Annotated in this window: 18 protein-coding genes; 13 read left to right on the top strand and 5 right to left on the bottom strand. The window is 71.8% G+C overall.

Features of this window, described 5'->3' with window-relative positions:
• Positions 1-2: 2 nt before the first annotated feature.
• The 4 genes from ACIBK1_RS34385 (at position 3) to thpR (ending at position 2821) form a co-directional block, all read left to right on the top strand.
• Complete coding sequence (locus tag ACIBK1_RS34385) at positions 3-428, top strand: VOC family protein (protein WP_030509173.1); 426 nt, start codon at positions 3-5, stop codon at positions 426-428.
• 158 nt (positions 429-586) lie between these two features.
• Positions 587-1030, top strand: coding sequence for a MarR family winged helix-turn-helix transcriptional regulator (locus ACIBK1_RS34380; protein ID WP_030509172.1), 444 nt, complete (start codon positions 587-589; stop codon positions 1028-1030).
• 5 nt (positions 1031-1035) lie between these two features.
• On the top strand, positions 1036-2289 hold the full coding sequence (locus ACIBK1_RS34375; RefSeq protein WP_030509171.1) for an MFS transporter: 1254 nt from the start codon (positions 1036-1038) through the stop codon (positions 2287-2289).
• A complete protein-coding gene (thpR, locus tag ACIBK1_RS34370) occupies positions 2252-2821 on the top strand; it encodes an RNA 2',3'-cyclic phosphodiesterase (protein ID WP_030509170.1) in 570 nt (189 codons plus the stop codon). The genes ACIBK1_RS34375 and thpR overlap by 38 nt, the downstream gene beginning before the upstream one ends.
• A 97-nt stretch (positions 2822-2918) precedes the next feature.
• Here thpR and ACIBK1_RS34365 read toward each other — a convergent pair whose 3' ends face one another.
• Both ACIBK1_RS34365 and ACIBK1_RS34360 read right to left on the bottom strand, forming a co-directional pair.
• Entirely contained in the window at positions 2919-3887 is a 969-nt protein-coding gene (locus ACIBK1_RS34365; RefSeq protein ID WP_030509169.1) for an aldo/keto reductase, read from the bottom strand.
• Between the two features lie 50 nt (positions 3888-3937).
• Complete coding sequence (locus ACIBK1_RS34360; RefSeq protein ID WP_036407348.1) at positions 3938-4507, bottom strand: PadR family transcriptional regulator; 570 nt, start codon at positions 4505-4507, stop codon at positions 3938-3940.
• A 55-nt stretch (positions 4508-4562) separates the two neighbouring features.
• Here ACIBK1_RS34360 and ACIBK1_RS34355 point away from each other — a divergent pair, with 55 nt between their 5' ends.
• The 4 genes from ACIBK1_RS34355 to ACIBK1_RS34340 are packed head-to-tail and all read left to right on the top strand — an operon-like array spanning position 4563 to position 8494.
• Complete coding sequence (locus tag ACIBK1_RS34355) at positions 4563-5735, top strand: FAD-dependent oxidoreductase (protein ID WP_396739879.1); 1173 nt, start codon at positions 4563-4565, stop codon at positions 5733-5735.
• 37 nt (positions 5736-5772) lie between these two features.
• Positions 5773-6354 carry a TetR/AcrR family transcriptional regulator gene (locus ACIBK1_RS34350; protein ID WP_030509166.1) on the top strand — a complete coding sequence of 194 codons (582 nt, stop codon included), beginning with the start codon at positions 5773-5775 and terminating at the stop codon, positions 6352-6354.
• A gap of 43 nt (positions 6355-6397) precedes the next feature.
• Complete coding sequence (locus ACIBK1_RS34345) at positions 6398-7741, top strand: MFS transporter (protein ID WP_396739877.1); 1344 nt, start codon at positions 6398-6400, stop codon at positions 7739-7741.
• Positions 7742-8494 (top strand): SDR family NAD(P)-dependent oxidoreductase, encoded by a 753-nt coding sequence (locus tag ACIBK1_RS34340; RefSeq protein WP_396739875.1) that lies wholly within the window; start codon positions 7742-7744, stop codon positions 8492-8494. It begins immediately after the preceding gene.
• Here the strand turns inward: ACIBK1_RS34340 and ACIBK1_RS34335 are convergent.
• Positions 8486-9484 carry a helix-turn-helix transcriptional regulator gene (locus tag ACIBK1_RS34335; RefSeq protein WP_051761912.1) on the bottom strand — a complete coding sequence of 333 codons (999 nt, stop codon included), beginning with the start codon at positions 9482-9484 and terminating at the stop codon, positions 8486-8488. The genes ACIBK1_RS34340 and ACIBK1_RS34335 overlap by 9 nt on opposite strands.
• A 62-nt stretch (positions 9485-9546) precedes the next feature.
• On the opposite strand from ACIBK1_RS34335, the gene ACIBK1_RS34330 reads away from it, so the two are divergent.
• Positions 9547-10656, top strand: coding sequence for an epoxide hydrolase family protein (locus tag ACIBK1_RS34330; protein ID WP_396739873.1), 1110 nt, complete (start codon positions 9547-9549; stop codon positions 10654-10656).
• 120 nt (positions 10657-10776) lie between these two features.
• On the top strand, positions 10777-11835 hold the full coding sequence (locus ACIBK1_RS34325; RefSeq protein WP_396739871.1) for a hypothetical protein: 1059 nt from the start codon (positions 10777-10779) through the stop codon (positions 11833-11835).
• An 88-nt stretch (positions 11836-11923) separates the two neighbouring features.
• On the opposite strand, the gene ACIBK1_RS34320 is transcribed toward ACIBK1_RS34325, so the two are convergent.
• Together ACIBK1_RS34320 and ACIBK1_RS34315 are read right to left on the bottom strand one after the other, a co-directional pair.
• The gene (locus ACIBK1_RS34320) at positions 11924-12340 is read right to left on the bottom strand and encodes a CBS domain-containing protein (RefSeq protein ID WP_030509160.1); all 417 of its coding nucleotides are present in this window, start codon (positions 12338-12340) and stop codon (positions 11924-11926) included.
• Positions 12341-12409: 69 nt separating this feature from the next.
• Positions 12410-12784: a hypothetical protein gene (locus ACIBK1_RS34315; protein WP_030509159.1), complete on the bottom strand. Its 375-nt coding sequence runs from the start codon at positions 12782-12784 to the stop codon at positions 12410-12412.
• An 88-nt stretch (positions 12785-12872) separates the two neighbouring features.
• Between ACIBK1_RS34315 and lhgO the strand changes: the two genes are divergently transcribed.
• The 3 genes from lhgO to ACIBK1_RS34300 are packed head-to-tail and all read left to right on the top strand — an operon-like array spanning position 12873 to position 16196.
• Positions 12873-14057 (top strand): L-2-hydroxyglutarate oxidase, encoded by a 1185-nt coding sequence (gene lhgO, locus ACIBK1_RS34310; RefSeq protein WP_076439447.1) that lies wholly within the window; start codon positions 12873-12875, stop codon positions 14055-14057.
• Between the two features lie 18 nt (positions 14058-14075).
• Positions 14076-14798 carry a response regulator transcription factor gene (locus ACIBK1_RS34305; RefSeq protein ID WP_030509157.1) on the top strand — a complete coding sequence of 241 codons (723 nt, stop codon included), beginning with the start codon at positions 14076-14078 and terminating at the stop codon, positions 14796-14798.
• Between the two features lie 3 nt (positions 14799-14801).
• Positions 14802-16196 carry a sensor histidine kinase gene (locus ACIBK1_RS34300; RefSeq protein WP_030509156.1) on the top strand — a complete coding sequence of 465 codons (1395 nt, stop codon included), beginning with the start codon at positions 14802-14804 and terminating at the stop codon, positions 16194-16196.
• Positions 16197-16289: the final 93 nt, after the last annotated feature.

The raw sequence follows: 16289 nt of genomic DNA, 5'->3' as shown, positions 1-16289 counted from the left end.
GCATGATTCGGAACGTCTCCTTGATCACGCTTTACTGTCAGGACCAGGACGAGGCCCGCGACTTCTACGTGGACGTCCTCGGCTTCGTCCCCAACACCGACGTCCAGTTGGACGGATTCCGCTGGGTCACCATCAACCACCCGGACCAGCCGGAGCTCGAGATCACGCTGATGAAGCCGGGGCCGCCGCTCGACGAGGAGGGCACCGACTTCTACCGCAGGCAGCTCGACAAGGGCCAGGCCGGCGGCCTGGGGCTGCGCGTGGACGACTGCCGCAAGACCTGCCAGGAGCTCACGGCCAAGGGTGTGACGATCCTGCAGGAGCCCTCGGATCGGCCGTACGGGGTGGAGGCGGTCATCCGCGACAATCAGGGCAACTGGCTCGTCCTGGTCGAACCCAGGGAGTTCGCGCCGGAGGACTTCGCCTGACGCGAGGCGCGTACGAGGCCCGGCCCCCATGCGGGGGCCGGGCCTTGATCGTCCCTGGCGTGGACCGCGCCGGTACGGTGTGTCGCGGTCACCCTGCAGAGCAGGACGATTTGGAGGAATACGGACATGCGCCATATAGTTAGCAAAGGTAATGAGTCATGCTAACGAACGCCCAGAACTTGCGCAGCGACGCCGCTCTCGCGTCCGCCTTGCGCGTGTCCCTCGCCCGGCTGACGCGACGGATGCGCAAGCAGGCCGCGCACCACTCACTGACGCCCACACAGCTCGCGACGCTCGTCGCCGTCGAGCGCCACACCGCGATGACCCCCGGCGAACTCGCGGAGCACGAGAAGGTGCAGCCGCCCTCGATGACCCGCGTGATCGCCAAGCTGGAGGCGAGGGGTCTGCTGGAGCGCAAACCTCATCCGACCGATCGCCGGCAGGTGACGGTGAGCGTGACGCCGCAGGGAGCGGCGCTGCTGAAGGAGGAGCGCCTCACCAAGGAAGCCTGGCTGGCGCAGCGGCTCAAGGACCTGACGCCGGAGGAGAGGGCGACGCTGCGCGCGGCGGCGCCGATCCTGGAGAAGCTGTCCACGATGTAGGCGGCATGTTCCGCTCGCTGCGGACCTACAACTACCGCCTGTTCGCCTCCGGCGGCGTGATCTCCAACGTCGGCACCTGGATGCAGCGCACCGCCCAGGACTGGCTGGTCCTCGACCTCGCGCACGGCCGCGGCTCGGCGCTCGGCGTCACCGTGGCGCTGCAGTTCCTGCCGACGATGCTGTTCGGCATGTTCGGCGGGGTCATCGCGGACCGCTACCCCAAGCGTCGGATCCTCATGGTGGCCCAGACGCTCATGGGGCTGCTGGCGCTCACCATGGGCGTGCTGGTCATCACGGGGACCGCCCAGGTCTGGCACGTCTACGCCATGGCGTTCACGCTCGGCCTGGTGTCCTGTGTCGAGGTGCCCACGCGGCAGTCGTTCGTGGTCGAGATGGTGGGCCGGCGGGACCTGCCGAACGCCATCGCGCTGAACAGCTCGACCTTCAACCTCGCCCGGGTCGTCGGCCCGGCGGTGGCCGGCCTGCTGATCTCCTGGATGGGCACCGGCCCGATCTTCGTGCTGAACGCCGTGTCGTTCGCCGCCGTGATCACCGGGCTCGCGCTCATGCGGGTGTCCGAGCTGCGCTCGCCGGAGCCCGTGCCGCGTGGCAAGGGCCAGTTGCGTGAGGGCCTGCGCTACGTCGGCGGCCGGCCCGACCTGCTGCTGCCGCTGCTGCTCGTGGCATTCATGGCGATCTTCGCCCAGAGCTTCTCGACCAGCATCGCGCTGATGGCCAAGCAGGCGTTCGGCGCGGGCGCGTCCTCTTTCGGCGTGGCGTCCAGCGCGTTCGCCGTCGGGGCGTTCGGCGGGGCGCTGCTGGCCGCGCGCCGGGTCAAGCCGAGCCGCAGGTTCCTGATCGCCGGGGCGCTGTGCTTCGGGCTGTTCCAGGTCGCCGCCGGGCTCGCCCCCGCGTACGCGGCCTTCCTGCTGATGCTCGTCCCCGCGGGCATGGCGATGATCACGGTCAACACGACCGCGAACACGATGGTGCAGCTCGGCGCCTCTCCCGAGATGCGCGGCCGGGTCATGGGGATCTACGTGCTGGTCTTCACCGGGGGAGCGCCGATCGGGGCGCCGCTGGTGGGCTGGCTCTCCGAACTGGCCGGCCCCCGGCTCTCGGTCGTGGCGGCCGGTGTGCTGAGCATGTGCGGCGTCTGCCTGGCGGTGCTGGTGACCCGGATGGTCGCGGCGCGCGTGGCGCGCAGGGAAGAATCGGCACGTGAGCAGATTGTTCGTGGCGCTCCTGCCGCCGCCTGAGGCGCTGGCGGAGATCGCCACGGCGGTCGAGGCCGTACGTGCCGAGTGGTCGGAGCTGCGCTGGGTCGATCCCGCGCTGTGGCACGTGACCGTGGCATTCCTCGGCGAGGTGCCCGACGAGGTCCTGCCCGAGCTCGGCGTGCGGCTGGCCCGCGCGGCCGCCCGGTATTCCCCCGAGACGGTGTCGTTCGGCGGCGCGGGAGCCTTCCCCTCCGCCTCCCGGGGACGCATCTTCTGGGTCGGCCTGGAGGCGGGGCCCGCGTTGACGAGGCTCGCCGGGTCGGTGGCGGCCGGCGCCCGGCGGGCCGGGGCGGCGGAGACGGACCGCAAGCGGTTCCATCCCCACCTCACCCTGGCCCGCTCCAGGACCCGGTCACGCCACGGCGACGACCTGCGCCCCCTGGTCGGCGCCCTGGGCGCCTTCGGCGGGCGGCGCTGGGAGGTGTCGTCGGTGCACCTCGTGCGCAGCCACATAGGGGCGAGCGTGCGGTACGAGCAGGTCGAGGCGTACCCATTGGCAGTCCGCGACTAGGCTCCATGGCGTGGATCGTCCTCGTCGCTGGCTGCTGCCCACGGTGCTCGCGCTGCTCGTGTTCATCGTGATCGTCGGGGCGTTGCTCAACGCCTGATCACCAGGCGTAGTCCTCCGGGGCGGTCCTGAAGCCGGGGAAGATCTCGTCGAGCCGGGCGAGAGCCTTGTCGTTCAGCTCGATCTCCAGCGCCCGGATCGTGCCGTCGAGCTGCTCGACCGTGCGGGGGCCGATGATCGGCGCGGTGACCGCACGCTGGTGCAGCAGCCACGCCAGCCCGACGTTGGCCGGGTCCTCGCCGAGCTCGTCGCAGAACGCCTCGTACCGCTCGATCTTGTCGCGGTGCTTGTCGAGCTGGGCGGCGATCTGGTCGGTGGCGGAGCGGCCCTTGTCGATCTTCCGGAGGATGCCGCCGAGCAGGCCGCCCGCGAGCGGGCTCCACGGGATCAGCCCGAGGCCGTAGTCCTCACACGCCGGGATGACCTCCAGCTCGGGCGCGCGGACGAGCAGGTTGTAGTGGGACTGCTCGCTGACCAGGCCGAGGGTGTTCCTGCGACGGGCCGACTCCTGGGCCTTGGCGATGTGCCAGCCCGCGAAGTTCGACGAGCCGACGTACAGGATCTTGCCCTGCTGCTTGAGGATGTCCATGGCCTCCCAGAACTCGTCGAACGGGGTGTCCCGGTCGACGTGGTGGGCCTGGTAGACGTCGATGTAGTCGGTCTGCATGCGGCGCAGCGAGGCCTCCGCCGCCCGCCGGATGTTCAGCGCCGACAGCTTCTCCTCGTTCGGCCAGTCGCCCATCGCGCCGTACAGCTTTGTGGCGATGACCGTACGCTCACGACGGCCGCCGCCCTGGGCGAACCAGCGGCCGATGATGTTCTCGGTGATCCCCTCGCCCTTCTTCCAGCCGTAGACGTTGGCCGTGTCGAAGAAGTTGATCCCGAGCTCGTGGGCGCGATCCATGATCGCGTACGAGTCCTCCTCGGTGGTCTGCGGACCGAAGTTCATGGTCCCCAGGCAGAGCTTGCTGACCAGCAGGCCGGTGCGGCCAAGGTGTCCGTATTCCATGCCCTCCACCCTAGGTACCTGGAGTGGACTCCAGGCGAGCCGGGCACGCGTCAGATCTGGAAGTCCCAGGTGAGGCGGCCCTCGCTCAGGTCGCCTGCGAGGCCGCGCACGAACTCCAGTTCCGTGGCGACCTGGGCCCGCTGATACTCGGACTCCACGAGGAAGAGGCGGGGCACGAAGCTCAGGCTGTCGGCCATCTCGGCGTCGAGCGCGGACAGCCGCGCCTCCAGCGCCGCGATCCGCTGCCGCAGCGCCGCCAGCGCCTCCTCGGGCGTCAGCACGGGCAGGAAGGCGAGCGCGGCGGGGAACTCGGGGAACTCCCTGGCCGGGGTGGACAGCATGGTCCGCATCCACTGTTTGAGCGTCTCGCGGCCCGTCTCGGTGGCCTCGTAGACCGTCCGCTCCGGCCGGTTCTCCTCGCGGGTGGTCTCGCGGACCGCCAGCAGCCCGTCGCGGAGCAGGCGCTCGATCGTCTGGTAGACGCTGTTGCGCTGCGCGACGTTGACCACGTCGTCCTGGTGCCGTTCCTTGATCAGCTGCTGCATCCGGTACGCGTGCATCGGCGACTCGCAGACCAGGGCGAGCACGGCCGCGGCCAGGGGAGAGCGCCGTGTCGACATGGCGCCCATCATAGGGGCCTTGTCGTCGAATAGTCATAATATGTATAGTCATCTCATGACCAAGAAAGCTCTGATCATCGGCGGTGGGATCGCGGGTCCCGTCACGGCCATGGCGCTACGACGCGCCGGAATCGACAGCGAGGTCTTCGAGGCCTACGACCGGGGCGCCGAGGGCGTCGGCGCCTTCCTCACGCTCGCGGTGAACGGGCTGGAGGCCCTGCGCCTGCTCGACCTGCACGACCTCGTCCGTGACCTCGGCATGGACACGCCGGTCATGGAGATCCGCAACGCGCGCGGCAGGCTGCTGGCGACCACGAGCCAGCCGAGCCGCACGCTCCGGCGCGCCGACCTCTACCAGGCGCTGCGCGACGAGGCCGTACGGCGGGGCGTGCGGATCCACTACGGCAAGCGGCTCACCGGCGCCTCGGCCACCGCGAACGGCGTACGGGCGGTTTTCGCGGACGGCGGCGAGGCCGAGGGCGACCTGCTGGTGGGCGCCGACGGGCTGCGCTCGCGCACTCGCGCCCTGATCGACCCCGACGCCCCCCGCGCCCGTTACGTCGGGCTGCTGAACACCGGCGGCTACGCCGAGGGGGTGCGGGCGCCGGGCAGGCCGGGGGTCTGCTACTTCATCTTCGGCAGGCGGTGCTTCTTCGGGTACATGATCCACCCCGAGGGGCAGGTGTGGTGGTTCGCCAACCCGCCGAGCCGCAGGGAGATGCCCCCCGAGGAGCTCGCGGCGATCACTCCCGAACAGTGGCGGGCCAGGCTCATGGATCTGTTCGAGGGCGACGCCGGGCCGATGCGGGAGATCATCGCGGCGACCCCCGACATCCTGCCCGGCTGGAACACCTACGACTTCCCGAAGGTGCCGAAGTGGTCCGGCGAGCGCATGGTCCTCGTCGGGGACGCCGCCCACGCCACCTCTCCGTCCTCCGGGCAGGGCGCGTCGATGGCCGTCGAGGACGCCGTGGTGCTCGGCAAGTGCCTGCGCGACGTGCCGGACACCGCGAAGGCGTTCGCCGCCTTCGAGCGGCTGCGGCGCGAACGGGTCGAGCGCGTCGTGGCGCAGGGCAAGCGCAACGGGGACGGCAAGGCGCCGGGCGCCGGCGGGGCCTTCGTCCGCGACCTGATCCTTCCCGTGGTCATGCGGCAGGTGGAGAAGCGCAACGCGCTGGCCTGGATGCACGACTACCGGATCACCTGGGACGATCGCATCGCGGCTTAATTGACCGATCGTTCCCGATTGGTCTAGGGTCGAGCGCATGGCGAGAACCAAGGAGTTCGACCCCGATGTCGTGCTGGAGCGCGCCCTCGATCTGTTCTGGCGGCGCGGCTACGAGGCCACCTCGATGGCCGACCTGGTCGAGCACCTCGGCATCGGTCGCGCCAGCCTGTACGCCACCTTCGGCGGCAAGCACGACCTCTATGTGAAGGCGCTGGAGCGCTACGCGCAGACGTGCGACCCGAACCCTGTCGAACTGCTGTCGCAGCCCGGCCCCGCCCTGCCGGCCGTACGAACGCTGGTCGAGCGCTACACCGAGGACTCGATCCGCGACCGCGACCGGCGCGGTTGCATGATCGTCAATGCGGCGACCGAGCTCCTCCCGGACGACGAGCCGGTCGCCCGGGTCGTCGAGACCAGTTGGACGGGCCTGGAGACGGCGCTGACCTCGGCGCTCATCCGCGCCCGCGCCCAGGGGGAGATCTCCGCCGAGTCCGATCCCCGGGCGCTGGCGCGGTTCGTGCTCGTCTTCCTGCAGGGGCTGCGGGTGATGGGGAAGGGGCACTGCGACCCCGCCCGCCTCCGCGACGCCGCCGCACAGGCCCTCGCGGTGCTCCGCTGATCTCTCCGCGGGAAGAGGAGTGCGCTTTTTTATGCCTTCATTCTTGACCGATCGATCCAAAAATATGGCGGCGTTCGCCGTGCTCGGCGGGGCACAGGTCACGCTCGTCGCGGCGATCACCCTTCTCACCGTGCCGTTGCCGGCCATCCAGCGGGAGTTCCGACTCGGCCAGGGGGACCTGGCCCTGCTGACCTCGGCGTACGGGCTGACCTTCGGTGGGCTGCTGCTCCTCGGAGGCAGGCTCGCCGACAGGTGGGGCGCCCGGGAGATGTTCCTCGCCGGGATGGCCCTGCTCGCACTGGCGTCGGCGGCGGGCGGGCTGGCTCCGGACCACCCGGTCCTGCTGGCCGCGCGCTTCGCGCAGGGAGTGGGCGCCGCGATGGCCGCTCCCGCGGCCGTCTCGCTGGTGACGCGGCTCCGCCCGGACGTCCGGGAGCGTGAGCGCGCTCTGGCGGTGTGGGGCACCCTGTCGGTCACCGGGGCCGTGGCGGGCAGCCTGCTGTCCGGCCTCGTCGCCGCCGCGGCCTCGTGGCGCTGGTCGTTCCTCCTGCCCGCCGCCGTCGGCGTCGCGGCCGTGACCGCCGGGATCGTCCTGCTGCCGCCCGCGCCTCGTACGGTGGCCCGCCTCGACGTGCCCGGCGCGCTGCTCGCTACGGCCGGGCTGATCGCGCTCGCCTACGGCCTGCTGGAGGGGGCGACGGCCGTCGTCGTCGCCGGCCTGGTGCTGACGGCGGGCTTCGTCGTCCTTCAGGCGAGGACGCCGCGGCCGCTGCTGCCGCTCCGGCTGGTGGCACATCCCCGCAGGGGCGCGGCCCTGCTCGTGGTCTTCCTCACGGCGGCCGCCAGTGCGACGACCACGTTCCTGCTGAGTCTCTACCTGCAACAGGTGCGCGGGCTGTCGCCGATCGACACGAGCCTGGCCTTCCTGCCCTTCCTCCTGGTCGTCGTCATGGGCCCGGTGAGCGGCCGCCTGCTGCGCCGCCTCGGTGTGCGGCACGTGCTGGTCGCCGGATCGCTGCTCGCGGCGGTGTCGATGCTGCTGCTCGGCCGTGTCACGTCAGGGGGAACCGTGCTCGCCGGACTGCTGGTCTTCCCGGTCGCCTCGGGGCTGGCCTTCTCCGGCGCCACCGTGGCGGCCCTCGACGGCGTACGCGCGGAGGACGCCGGGGCGGCCGGGGGACTGGTCAACACCGCCATGGAGGCGGGGCCGACGGTGGGCCTCGCCGTGCTCGTGGCACTCGCCGCCGCCCGCGCGGGCGACGTGCCCGCCGGCGGCGCCCGGGCCATCACGGAGGGCTACGGGTTCGCCCTCACCGCGATGGCCCCGGCCTTCCTTCTCACGGCGGCGGTGGTCGCCGCCGCTTTCGCATGGACAAAGGAGCGATAGATGAGGTTCGCGGACAAGGTCGTGCTGGTCACCGGGGCGGGTTCCGGCGTCGGCCGGGCGGTCGCCCGTGGGTTCGCCCGGGAGGGCGCCACCGTTGTGGCGGCCGGGCGGCGACGGGAGCCGCTGGAGGAGACCGTCGAGCTGATCGAGGCCGAGGGAGGAAGTGCCGCCGCGCTCACCTTCGACGTGACCGACTCGGCCGCGGTGGCCGGGCTCGTCGGGGAGATCGTCACCCGGTTCGGCCGCCTCGACGTCGCGGTCAACAGCGCAGGAACGCTCGCGGGAGGGACCGTCGTGGACATGCCGGAGGAGGACTGGGCACGCGTCCTCCAGGTCAACACGACGGGCGTCTTCCTCGCCCTGAAGCACCAGATCGCCGCGATGCGCGCCCAGGGCTCCGGCGTGATCGTCAACATCGCCTCGAACATCGGGGCGCACATCCGGATGCCCGGGCTGGGCGCCTACGCCGCGTCCAAGGCCGCGGTGAGCGCGCTGACCCGCACGGCCGCGCTGGAGAACATCCGGGCAGGTGTGCGGATCAACGCGGTCAGCCCGGGGCCGCTGGACACCGGCATGTCCCTGCGCCCCGGTGAGACCGAGGACGACCGGGCCGCCCGGCTCCGGGAGACGCTGCCGATCGGCCGCGTCGGCGCCCTCGACGAGATCACCGGCACCGTGCTCTGGCTCGCCTCGGACGACGCCGGTTTCGCGGTGGGGCTCGATCTGGCGCTGGACGGCGGCGCCTCAGCCTGACCCCGCTGCCGAAGCCGCTGCCGCTCCCCCTGCCGCTTTGGCGGTCGCGCGGGCGTAGCGGGCGGTCAGGGCGCGCAGATGGTCGACCAGGTCAGGCGGGCCGGTGACCTCGAAGTCGAGGTCGAGCAGGCCGAGGTGGACGGCGAGCGAGTTCACGGTGTCGGCCCCCGTCACGAGCACGCAGGTGTGGCCGTCGACGTCCTCCACGACGCCGACGGCCGGGTTGATCCGTGCGGCGACCACCTCGGCGGGGGCGTGGACGAGCACCCGGGCGTGGTGCCGCCAGGCCGCCGACGACACGCCGCGGGCGACGTACGCCGCCGCGCCGCCCTCCGGCGGGTCGCGGGGCGGAAATCGCGGCCCGGTGGGAGTGCGCGGTGCGATGCGGTCCACCCGGAACGTGCGCCAGTCGTCGCGGTCGACGTCCCAGGCCACGAGGTACCACCGGCGCCCCCAGGACACGAGCCGGTAGGGCTCGGCCAGCCTGACGCCGGAGGAGCCGTCGTGGCCGCGGTAGTCGAACCGCAGCCGCTCGCGGTCACGGCAGGCCGCGGCCAGCACGCTCAGCACGGCGGGATCGACCGCGGGACCCGGCCGGTCGGGCGGCACCGGCTCGGTGTACGCCTGCACGGCGCCGACGCGGCGGCGCAGGCGTGACGGCAGCACCTGTTCGAGCTTGGCGGCGGCGCGCTCGGCCGCCTCCTCGACGCCCGTCACGCCGGCGGCGGCCCGCAGCCCGATCGCCACGGCCACCGCCTCGTCGTCGTCGAGGAGCAGGGGTGGCATCGCCGTCCCGGCGACCAGGCGATAGCCGCCGTCCGTGCCGCGAGTGGACTCCACCGGATAGCCGAGATCGCGCAGCCGATCGACGTCGCGGCGCACCGTCCGCTCGCTCACGCCGAGCCGATCGGCCAGGATCGCGCCGGGCCAGTCGCGTCTGGCCTGGAGCAACGACAGCAGGCGCAGCAGCCGCGCCGAGGTTTCCAGCATGTCCTCAGTCTGGCGTCACTTCAGGACAGAAGCTGTCCGGAAGGGTGCGTAATGTCGGCGTCATGAGCGAGAACACGCAGATCAGGCCTTTCCGTATCGACGTCCCGCAGGCCGACCTCGACGACCTGAAGGACCGGCTCGGCCGGACCCGCTGGCCCGACGAGATCCCGGAAAGCGGCTGGGAGTACGGCGTGCCGGTCGCGTACGTGAAGCGGCTGGCCGAGTATTGGCGCGACGGGTACGACTGGCGCGCCCACGAGGCCGAGATCAACCGGTATCCGCAGTTCATCACCGAGATCGACGGGCAGGACATCCACTTCCTGCACGTGCGGTCGCCGCACGAGGACGCCTTTCCGCTGATCCTCACCCACGGCTGGCCGGGCTCGATCGTGGAGTACCTCAAGGTCGTCGAACCGCTGACGAACCCCGAGGACCCGGCGCAGGCGTTTCACCTGGTGATCCCGTCGCTGCCCGGCTTCGGCTTCTCCGGCCCGACGAGGGAGCGGGGCTGGAACCGGTTCCGTACGGCCCGGGCGTGGGCGGAGCTCATGCGCAGGCTCGGCTACGGCCGGTACGGCGCGGTGGGCAACGACGGCGGCTCGTTCGTCTCGCCCGAGGTGGGCCGGGTGGACCCCGAGCACGTCGCCGGCGTCCACGTCACGCAGATCTACTCCTTCCCCTCCGGCGACCCGGCGGAGATGGCGAACCTCACCGACGAGGAGCGGAAGGGCCTGGAGGTGCTGCAGTGGTTCTACGAGAACAAGATGTCGTTCAACATGGTCCACTCGCAGCAGCCGCAGACGCTGTCGTACGGGATCTTCGACTCGCCCGCCGGGCTGCTGGGCTGGAACGCCCAGTTGTTCGGTGAGGACGTCGACGACGACTTCATCCTGACCAACACGATGCTCTACTGGGCGACCGGCACCGCCACCTCGGCCACGCGGTTCTACTACGAGGACGCGCGCGCCGAGCATCCCAAGGAGCCGACGACGGTCCCGATCGGCCTGGCGATGTTCGAGGGCGACTTCGTGTCGATGCGCACCTTCGCCGAGCGCGATCACAAGAACATCGTCCACTGGCGGTCCTACGACGGGGGCGGTCACTACGCCGCCCACCTGCGGCCGGACGTGCTCGCCGCCGACCTGCGCGACTTCTACGCGGCCCTGCGGTGACAGGCCGCCCGCATACCCGCTCCAGACTGATTCCGGGACGGCCGGGGCATGTCGCCCGCCGCACGCGGGACGGGCATCGGGAATGATGGCCGCATGGGGAGCATGACGGGGCGAACGCGGATGAGCAGGATTCCGCGGACCGCCCTGGCTCTCCTCGCGGTCGCGGGCACCGGCGCGGTGCTCCCGGCGACGGCGACGACCGTGACGGCGGCCCGGGCGGCTACGGCGACGACGGCGGCGCGGGCGGACGACCGGGAGCGGCTGCTGTTCCGGATCAGGGACGAGCGTGTCGGCGAGTCGAGCGGCCTCGCCGTCTCGCCCACCCACAAGGGCATCGTCTACACGCACAACGACAGCGGCAACGGACCCCAGGTCTACGCCATCGGACCGGACGGCCGCACCCGGGCGACCTTCACGATCGGCAACGCCGAGGCCAGGGACTGGGAGGGCATCGCGGCCTCCACCGACCGCGCGACCGGGCGCGGCGTGCTGTGGATCGCCGACATCGGGGACAACATGGACGGCGCCTGGCCGGACGTGTCGGTCTACAAGGTCGTCGAGCCCAGGACGATGGAGGACGCCACGCTGCGGGCCGTCCGGTATCGCTTCCGCTACGCCGACGGCCCCCGCAACGCCGAGGGGGTGATGGTCGATCCCCGTACGGGCCGGTTGTACGTCGTCAGCAAGGAGCTCTCCGGGGGCGTCTACGCCGCTCCCGCGAAGCTGCGCACCGACAAGGTGAACGTCCTGCGCCGGGTGGGGTCCGCCCCCCTCATGGCCACCGACGCGGCGTACGCGCCCGACGGGTCGAGCTTCGTCATCCGCACGTACTTCTCGGCGTCCGTCTACCGCTCGCCCGGCACGCTGATCGCGCATGTGACGATGCCGCCGCTGCGCCAGGCCGAGTCGATCGCGTACACGCGGGACGGCCTGGCCCTGCTCACCGGGAGCGAGGGGAAGGACAGCCCGGTCTACCGGGTGCCGCTGCCCGCCGCCGCCCGGCCGGCTCCGTCGCCCACGCCGGCCCGGGCCTCCGCCCGGCCGAGGGCGGTCAAGGCGACGAGCGGGGCGGCCGCCGGGGACGGAGTCCTCGCCGTGCCGATGCCGGTGTTATGGCTGGCGGTCGCTGTCGGGGCGATCGGGATCATCGCCTTCGTGGCCTACCGCACGGGCCGCTGAAGGCCCTCGGGCGACCTCGGGGAACGGGGCATGCGGAGGGCCGGGCCGCCGTTCCCGGCGACACCCGGCCCGGAGATCGCCGCGAGAGTCAGCTCCGCGCGTAGATGCGGTGCACGAACTCCGCGAGCTTGCTGTCGGGTAGCTCCTTGGCCAGGTCGGCCTCGGTGATCATCCCGACGATGCGATGGTTGTCGATCACCGGCATGCGCTTGATCTGGTGCTCCTCCATCTTCGCCAGGGCGTCCTCGACGCTGGCGCCGGCGTCGACCCAGACGAGGCCGCGGGCGAGCTCGCTCGCCGTGGTCTGGTCGAGATCTCTGCCCTCGGCGCAGCACTTGATCACGATGTCGCGGTCGGTGATGATGCCCTTGAGCCGGTCGTCGTCCCCGCAGATGGGAAGGGCGCCGACGCTCATGTCCCGCATCATCTCCGCGGCCCTGCGCAGGCTCTCGTGCTCGCCGATGCACTCGGCGCCCTCGTGCATGACCTGGCCGGCGGTTTTCATCGCTCCTTCTGTGGTCATGGCTAACCCCCGATTCCCTCTTTATGAGTGATATGCCCCATATGTCCGGATTTAAGAGCGTGGTCGCAGGCGAGGGAGGAAGTGCTCGCCGCGCAGGGCCCGCTCCACGAGCGCGACCGACTCGGCCAGCCGTACGAGCCGGGGGCCTTCCTGGCGGTAGGCGTCCAGGACGGCCTCGATCGCGTGCGGGGGCAGGTGCTCCTTCAGGTCCACCGCCGCCCCCCGGTATCCCTCCCTGGCCGCCTGGATCGACGCCGCCACCTGCTGGCGGGCCATCCGGGCGAGCGCGAGCGGGTGCCGGCGCAGCACGCCGTACGCGCGGTAGTCGGGGGGCACCGCGTCGAGCAGCCACGACACGGCCGAGACCTCCCAGTCGGGGCTGCCAGGAGGGCGCACCTCCGGTGGCCAGCCGGGTGGCACGTACACGCCGCCATCGTACCGAACACAGGTTCGATCACCGTGGAGCGGCTCCGGCTGAGACAATGTCCGGCATGCTGTCGACAACCACGCGGACATGAGGATCGGGATCGTCGGCGCCGGGATCCTCGGTCTGGCCGTGGCCCGGCAGATGGCGCGGGCGGGTGCCGAGGTGACCGTCCTGGAGAAGGAGTCCCGGATCGCCGCCCACCAGACCGGGCACAACAGCGGGGTCGTGCACGCCGGGATCTACTACCAGCCCGGCTCGCTCAAGGCGACCCTGTGCCGGGAGGGCGCCGCCATGCTGCGCGAGTACTGCGCCGAGCACGGCCTGCCGTACGACGAGGCGGGCAAGCTCGTCGTGGCCTCCACCCGGGCCGAACTGCCCGGACTGCGCCGCATCGCCGAGCGGGCCAGGGAGAACGGCGTGCCCGGCATCGCCGAGCTCGACGCGATCGGCCTGCGGGAGGTGGAGCCGCACGCGGTCGGGGTCGCCGCCGTCCACTCACCGCACACCGCGATCACCGACTTCTCCGCCGTCGCGCGCCGCCTCGCCGCCGACCTGGCCGAGGCCGGCGGGTCCGTACGGCTCTCGCGTCCCGTGCGCGCGATCAGGCAGACCACCGACGGCGTGGCGGTGGCGGCCGGGCCGGAGAGGCTCACCTTCGACCGGCTGGTCTCCTGCGCCGGCCTCGGCACCGACCACGTGGCGGACCTGGCGCGAGCCGGGGGCGACGTGCGGATCGTCCCGTTCCGCGGTGAGTACTACCGGCTCGCCGGCCCGGCACGCGGCCTGGTGAAAGGGCTCATCTATCCCGTGCCCGACCCCCGCTACCCCTTCCTCGGCGTTCACCTGACCCGCAGGATCGACGGGGAGGTGCTGGTCGGGCCCAACGCCGTGCCCGCGCTCGCCCTGGAGGGCTACTCCTGGCGGTCGGCGTCGCTGCGCGACCTGCGGCGGATCGTCGCCTGGCCGGGCGCCCGGCGCATGGCGGCCGAGCACTGGCGCACCGGCCTGCGTGAGGTCTACGGCTCGCTGGTCAAGCGGGCCTTCGTGGCCGCCGCCCGGCGGTATGTGCCCGAGCTGGCCCCGGCCGACCTCGTACGCGCCCAGGGCGGCGTGCGGGCCCAGGCCGTGGCGCGGGACGGCAGGCTGCTCGACGACTTCGTCATCGACGTCCGCGGGCGGATCGTGCTGGTGCGGAACGCGCCCTCGCCTGCGGCGACGAGCAGCCTGGCGATCGCGCGGCACATCGCTTTAACGGTTCCCTTAACTTTCTAGGTCTAGAGTGCTGCCGCCATGGTCGTTGAATCTCCCGAAGCCCGGCTGCTGATCGTCGAGGACGAGCCGAACATCCTCGAGCTGCTCGCGGCCAGCCTGCGGTATGCCGGATTCGAGGTCCACACCGCATCCAACGGCGGCGAAGCGGTGGCCGCGGCTCAGCGGCACCGGCCGGACCTGATCGTGCTCGACGTCATGCTGCCCGACATGGACGGGTTCGACATCCTGCGCAGGCTGCGCAGCGGTGGAACCCTCACCCCTGTGGTCTTCCTCACCGCGCGGGACGCCACCGAGGACAAGATCCGGGGCCTGACGCTCGGCGGCGACGACTACGTGACCAAGCCGTTCAGCCTCGAGGAGGTCGTCGCCCGGATCCGGGCCGTGCTGCGCCGCACCGCCGGAGACCCGATGATCACCCCGCCGCGGCTGACCTTCGCCGACATCGAACTGGACGAGGAGTCCCACGAGGTCTGGCGCGGCGGCCGGGCCGTACCCCTGTCGCCGACGGAGTTCAAGCTGCTGCGTTATTTCATGTGCAACGCCGGCCGGGTGCTGTCCAAGGCCCAGATCCTCGACCACGTGTGGGACTACGACTTCCGCGGCGACGCCGGGATCGTCGAGTCGTACGTCTCGGTGTTGCGCCGCAAGCTCGACAACGCCCACTCCCGGCGTCACCCCCGGCTCATCCACACGCTGCGCGGCGTCGGCTACGTCATGCGGACACCACCCAGCGGCGCCTGAGCCGTGTCGGGGCGCACGCCGCTGCGGATCCGGCTCAGCGCGGCCATGCTCGCGCTGGTCGCGGTCGCCCTCGCGGTCATCGGCGTGGGCAGCGTCTCGGTGCTGCGCGACTACCTGGTCACCCGGGTCGACTGGAAGGTCGCCGTGCTGGCACACGAGGCGGAAAGACGGCTCGACCGGGGCCCGGGGGCGTTCCCGCAGCTCAGGGTGCTGCCCGAGGGCCGGGTCGAGATCCGCGACGGCGCCGGCAGGACGTTGCTCGCGCAGGCGGGCGTAAGCGTGGAGTCCCTGCCGGGGCCCGGCGCCGTGACCTCCCGCGCCCCCGTGACGGTGCCGGCGCTGTCGGGTGACGGAAAGTGGCGGGCCCGGGTGGTGCCCGTGGAGGGCTTCGGCACGGTCGTCGTCGCGGTGGACATGGCCTCGGTCGGGCAGATCACCGGCCGGCTCGCTCTCATCGAGGCGCTGGTCGGCGGCGCCCTGATGGTCCTGCTCGCCGTCGTCGGCGTCGTGATCGTACGGCGCAGCCTGCGGCCCCTGGCGGAAATCGAGGCGACCGCGGAGGCCATCGCCCGGGGGAACCTCGGCAGCCGGGTCCCCGACCGCGACCCGCGCACCGAAGTCGGGCGGCTCGCCCGTTCGCTGAACGGCATGCTCGCCCAGATCGAGGCGGCGTTCGAGGCCCGGGCGGCGTCCGAGGCCGCGGCCAGGGAGTCGGAGGCGCGCATGCGCCGCTTCGTGGCCGACGCCTCGCACGAACTGCGTACGCCGCTCACCTCGATCAGGGGCTTCGCCGAGTTCCACCGGCAGGTGCCGGACGCCGACGCCACGCGCCTGCTGTCGCGCATCGAGAGCGAGGCGGCCCGCATGGGCCTGCTGGTGGACGACCTCCTGCTGCTCGCCCGGCTCGACCAGCAGCGCCCGCTGCGTACGCAGCCCGTGGACCTGCTGGCCCTGGCGGCCGACGCGGTGCACGACGCCAGGACCCTCTGTCCCGACCGCGACGTGTCGCTGGTGGTCGAGGGGGACGTGGCGCTGATCGTCTCGGGAGACGAGGTGCGGCTGAGGCAGGTCCTGGGCAACCTGATGAGCAACGCCACGACCCACACGCCCGAGGGAACGCCGATCACCGTGCGCGCCGGCAGCCTGGACGGCGCGGCGTTCATCGAGGTGGCCGACAAGGGGCCCGGTCTCACACCCGAGCAGGCGGCCCGGGTCTTCGAGCGGTTCTACCGTGCCGACCCCTCCCGTACGAGGCCGGCCGGCGGCAGCGGCCTCGGGCTCGCGATCGTGGAGTCCCTCGTCCGGGCCCACGGCGGCGAGGTCGGCGTGAAGACGGCCCCCGGCGCCGGCGCCACCTTCCGGGTCACCCTCCCCCTCGCCCCGGAAACCCGCACCTGACCGCTGTTTTCCGTTTGACGCACGCGCCCTCGGCGGTGGAGCTTGGGGGGCGGGAGGTGCGCATGGCGATTCCCCGGAAGGGTTCACGGCTCA

The organism is Microbispora rosea (assembly GCF_044460045.1).
Taxonomy (GTDB): Bacteria; Actinomycetota; Actinomycetes; order Streptosporangiales; family Streptosporangiaceae; genus Microbispora; species Microbispora rosea.
This window is presented reverse-complemented; position numbering and strand designations above follow the sequence as displayed.

Bases quoted from the DNA above. Each gene is read 5' to 3' on its own strand.
- ACIBK1_RS34385 (WP_030509173.1), top strand. From the start codon at position 3: ATGATTCGGAACGTCTCCTTGATCACGCTTTACTGTCAGGACCAGGAC.
- ACIBK1_RS34380 (WP_030509172.1), top strand. From the start codon at position 587: ATGCTAACGAACGCCCAGAACTTGCGCAGCGACGCCGCTCTCGCGTCC.
- ACIBK1_RS34375 (WP_030509171.1), top strand. From the start codon at position 1,036: ATGTTCCGCTCGCTGCGGACCTACAACTACCGCCTGTTCGCCTCCGGC.
- ACIBK1_RS34365 (WP_030509169.1), bottom strand. From the start codon at position 3,887: ATGGAATACGGACACCTTGGCCGCACCGGCCTGCTGGTCAGCAAGCTC.
- ACIBK1_RS34360 (WP_036407348.1), bottom strand. From the start codon at position 4,507: ATGTCGACACGGCGCTCTCCCCTGGCCGCGGCCGTGCTCGCCCTGGTC.
- ACIBK1_RS34355 (WP_396739879.1), top strand. From the start codon at position 4,563: ATGACCAAGAAAGCTCTGATCATCGGCGGTGGGATCGCGGGTCCCGTC.
- ACIBK1_RS34350 (WP_030509166.1), top strand. From the start codon at position 5,773: ATGGCGAGAACCAAGGAGTTCGACCCCGATGTCGTGCTGGAGCGCGCC.
- ACIBK1_RS34340 (WP_396739875.1), top strand. From the start codon at position 7,742: ATGAGGTTCGCGGACAAGGTCGTGCTGGTCACCGGGGCGGGTTCCGGC.
- ACIBK1_RS34335 (WP_051761912.1), bottom strand. From the start codon at position 9,484: ATGCTGGAAACCTCGGCGCGGCTGCTGCGCCTGCTGTCGTTGCTCCAG.
- ACIBK1_RS34330 (WP_396739873.1), top strand. From the start codon at position 9,547: ATGAGCGAGAACACGCAGATCAGGCCTTTCCGTATCGACGTCCCGCAG.
- ACIBK1_RS34325 (WP_396739871.1), top strand. From the start codon at position 10,777: ATGAGCAGGATTCCGCGGACCGCCCTGGCTCTCCTCGCGGTCGCGGGC.
- ACIBK1_RS34320 (WP_030509160.1), bottom strand. From the start codon at position 12,340: ATGAAAACCGCCGGCCAGGTCATGCACGAGGGCGCCGAGTGCATCGGC.
- lhgO (WP_076439447.1), top strand. From the start codon at position 12,873: ATGAGGATCGGGATCGTCGGCGCCGGGATCCTCGGTCTGGCCGTGGCC.
- ACIBK1_RS34305 (WP_030509157.1), top strand. From the start codon at position 14,076: ATGGTCGTTGAATCTCCCGAAGCCCGGCTGCTGATCGTCGAGGACGAG.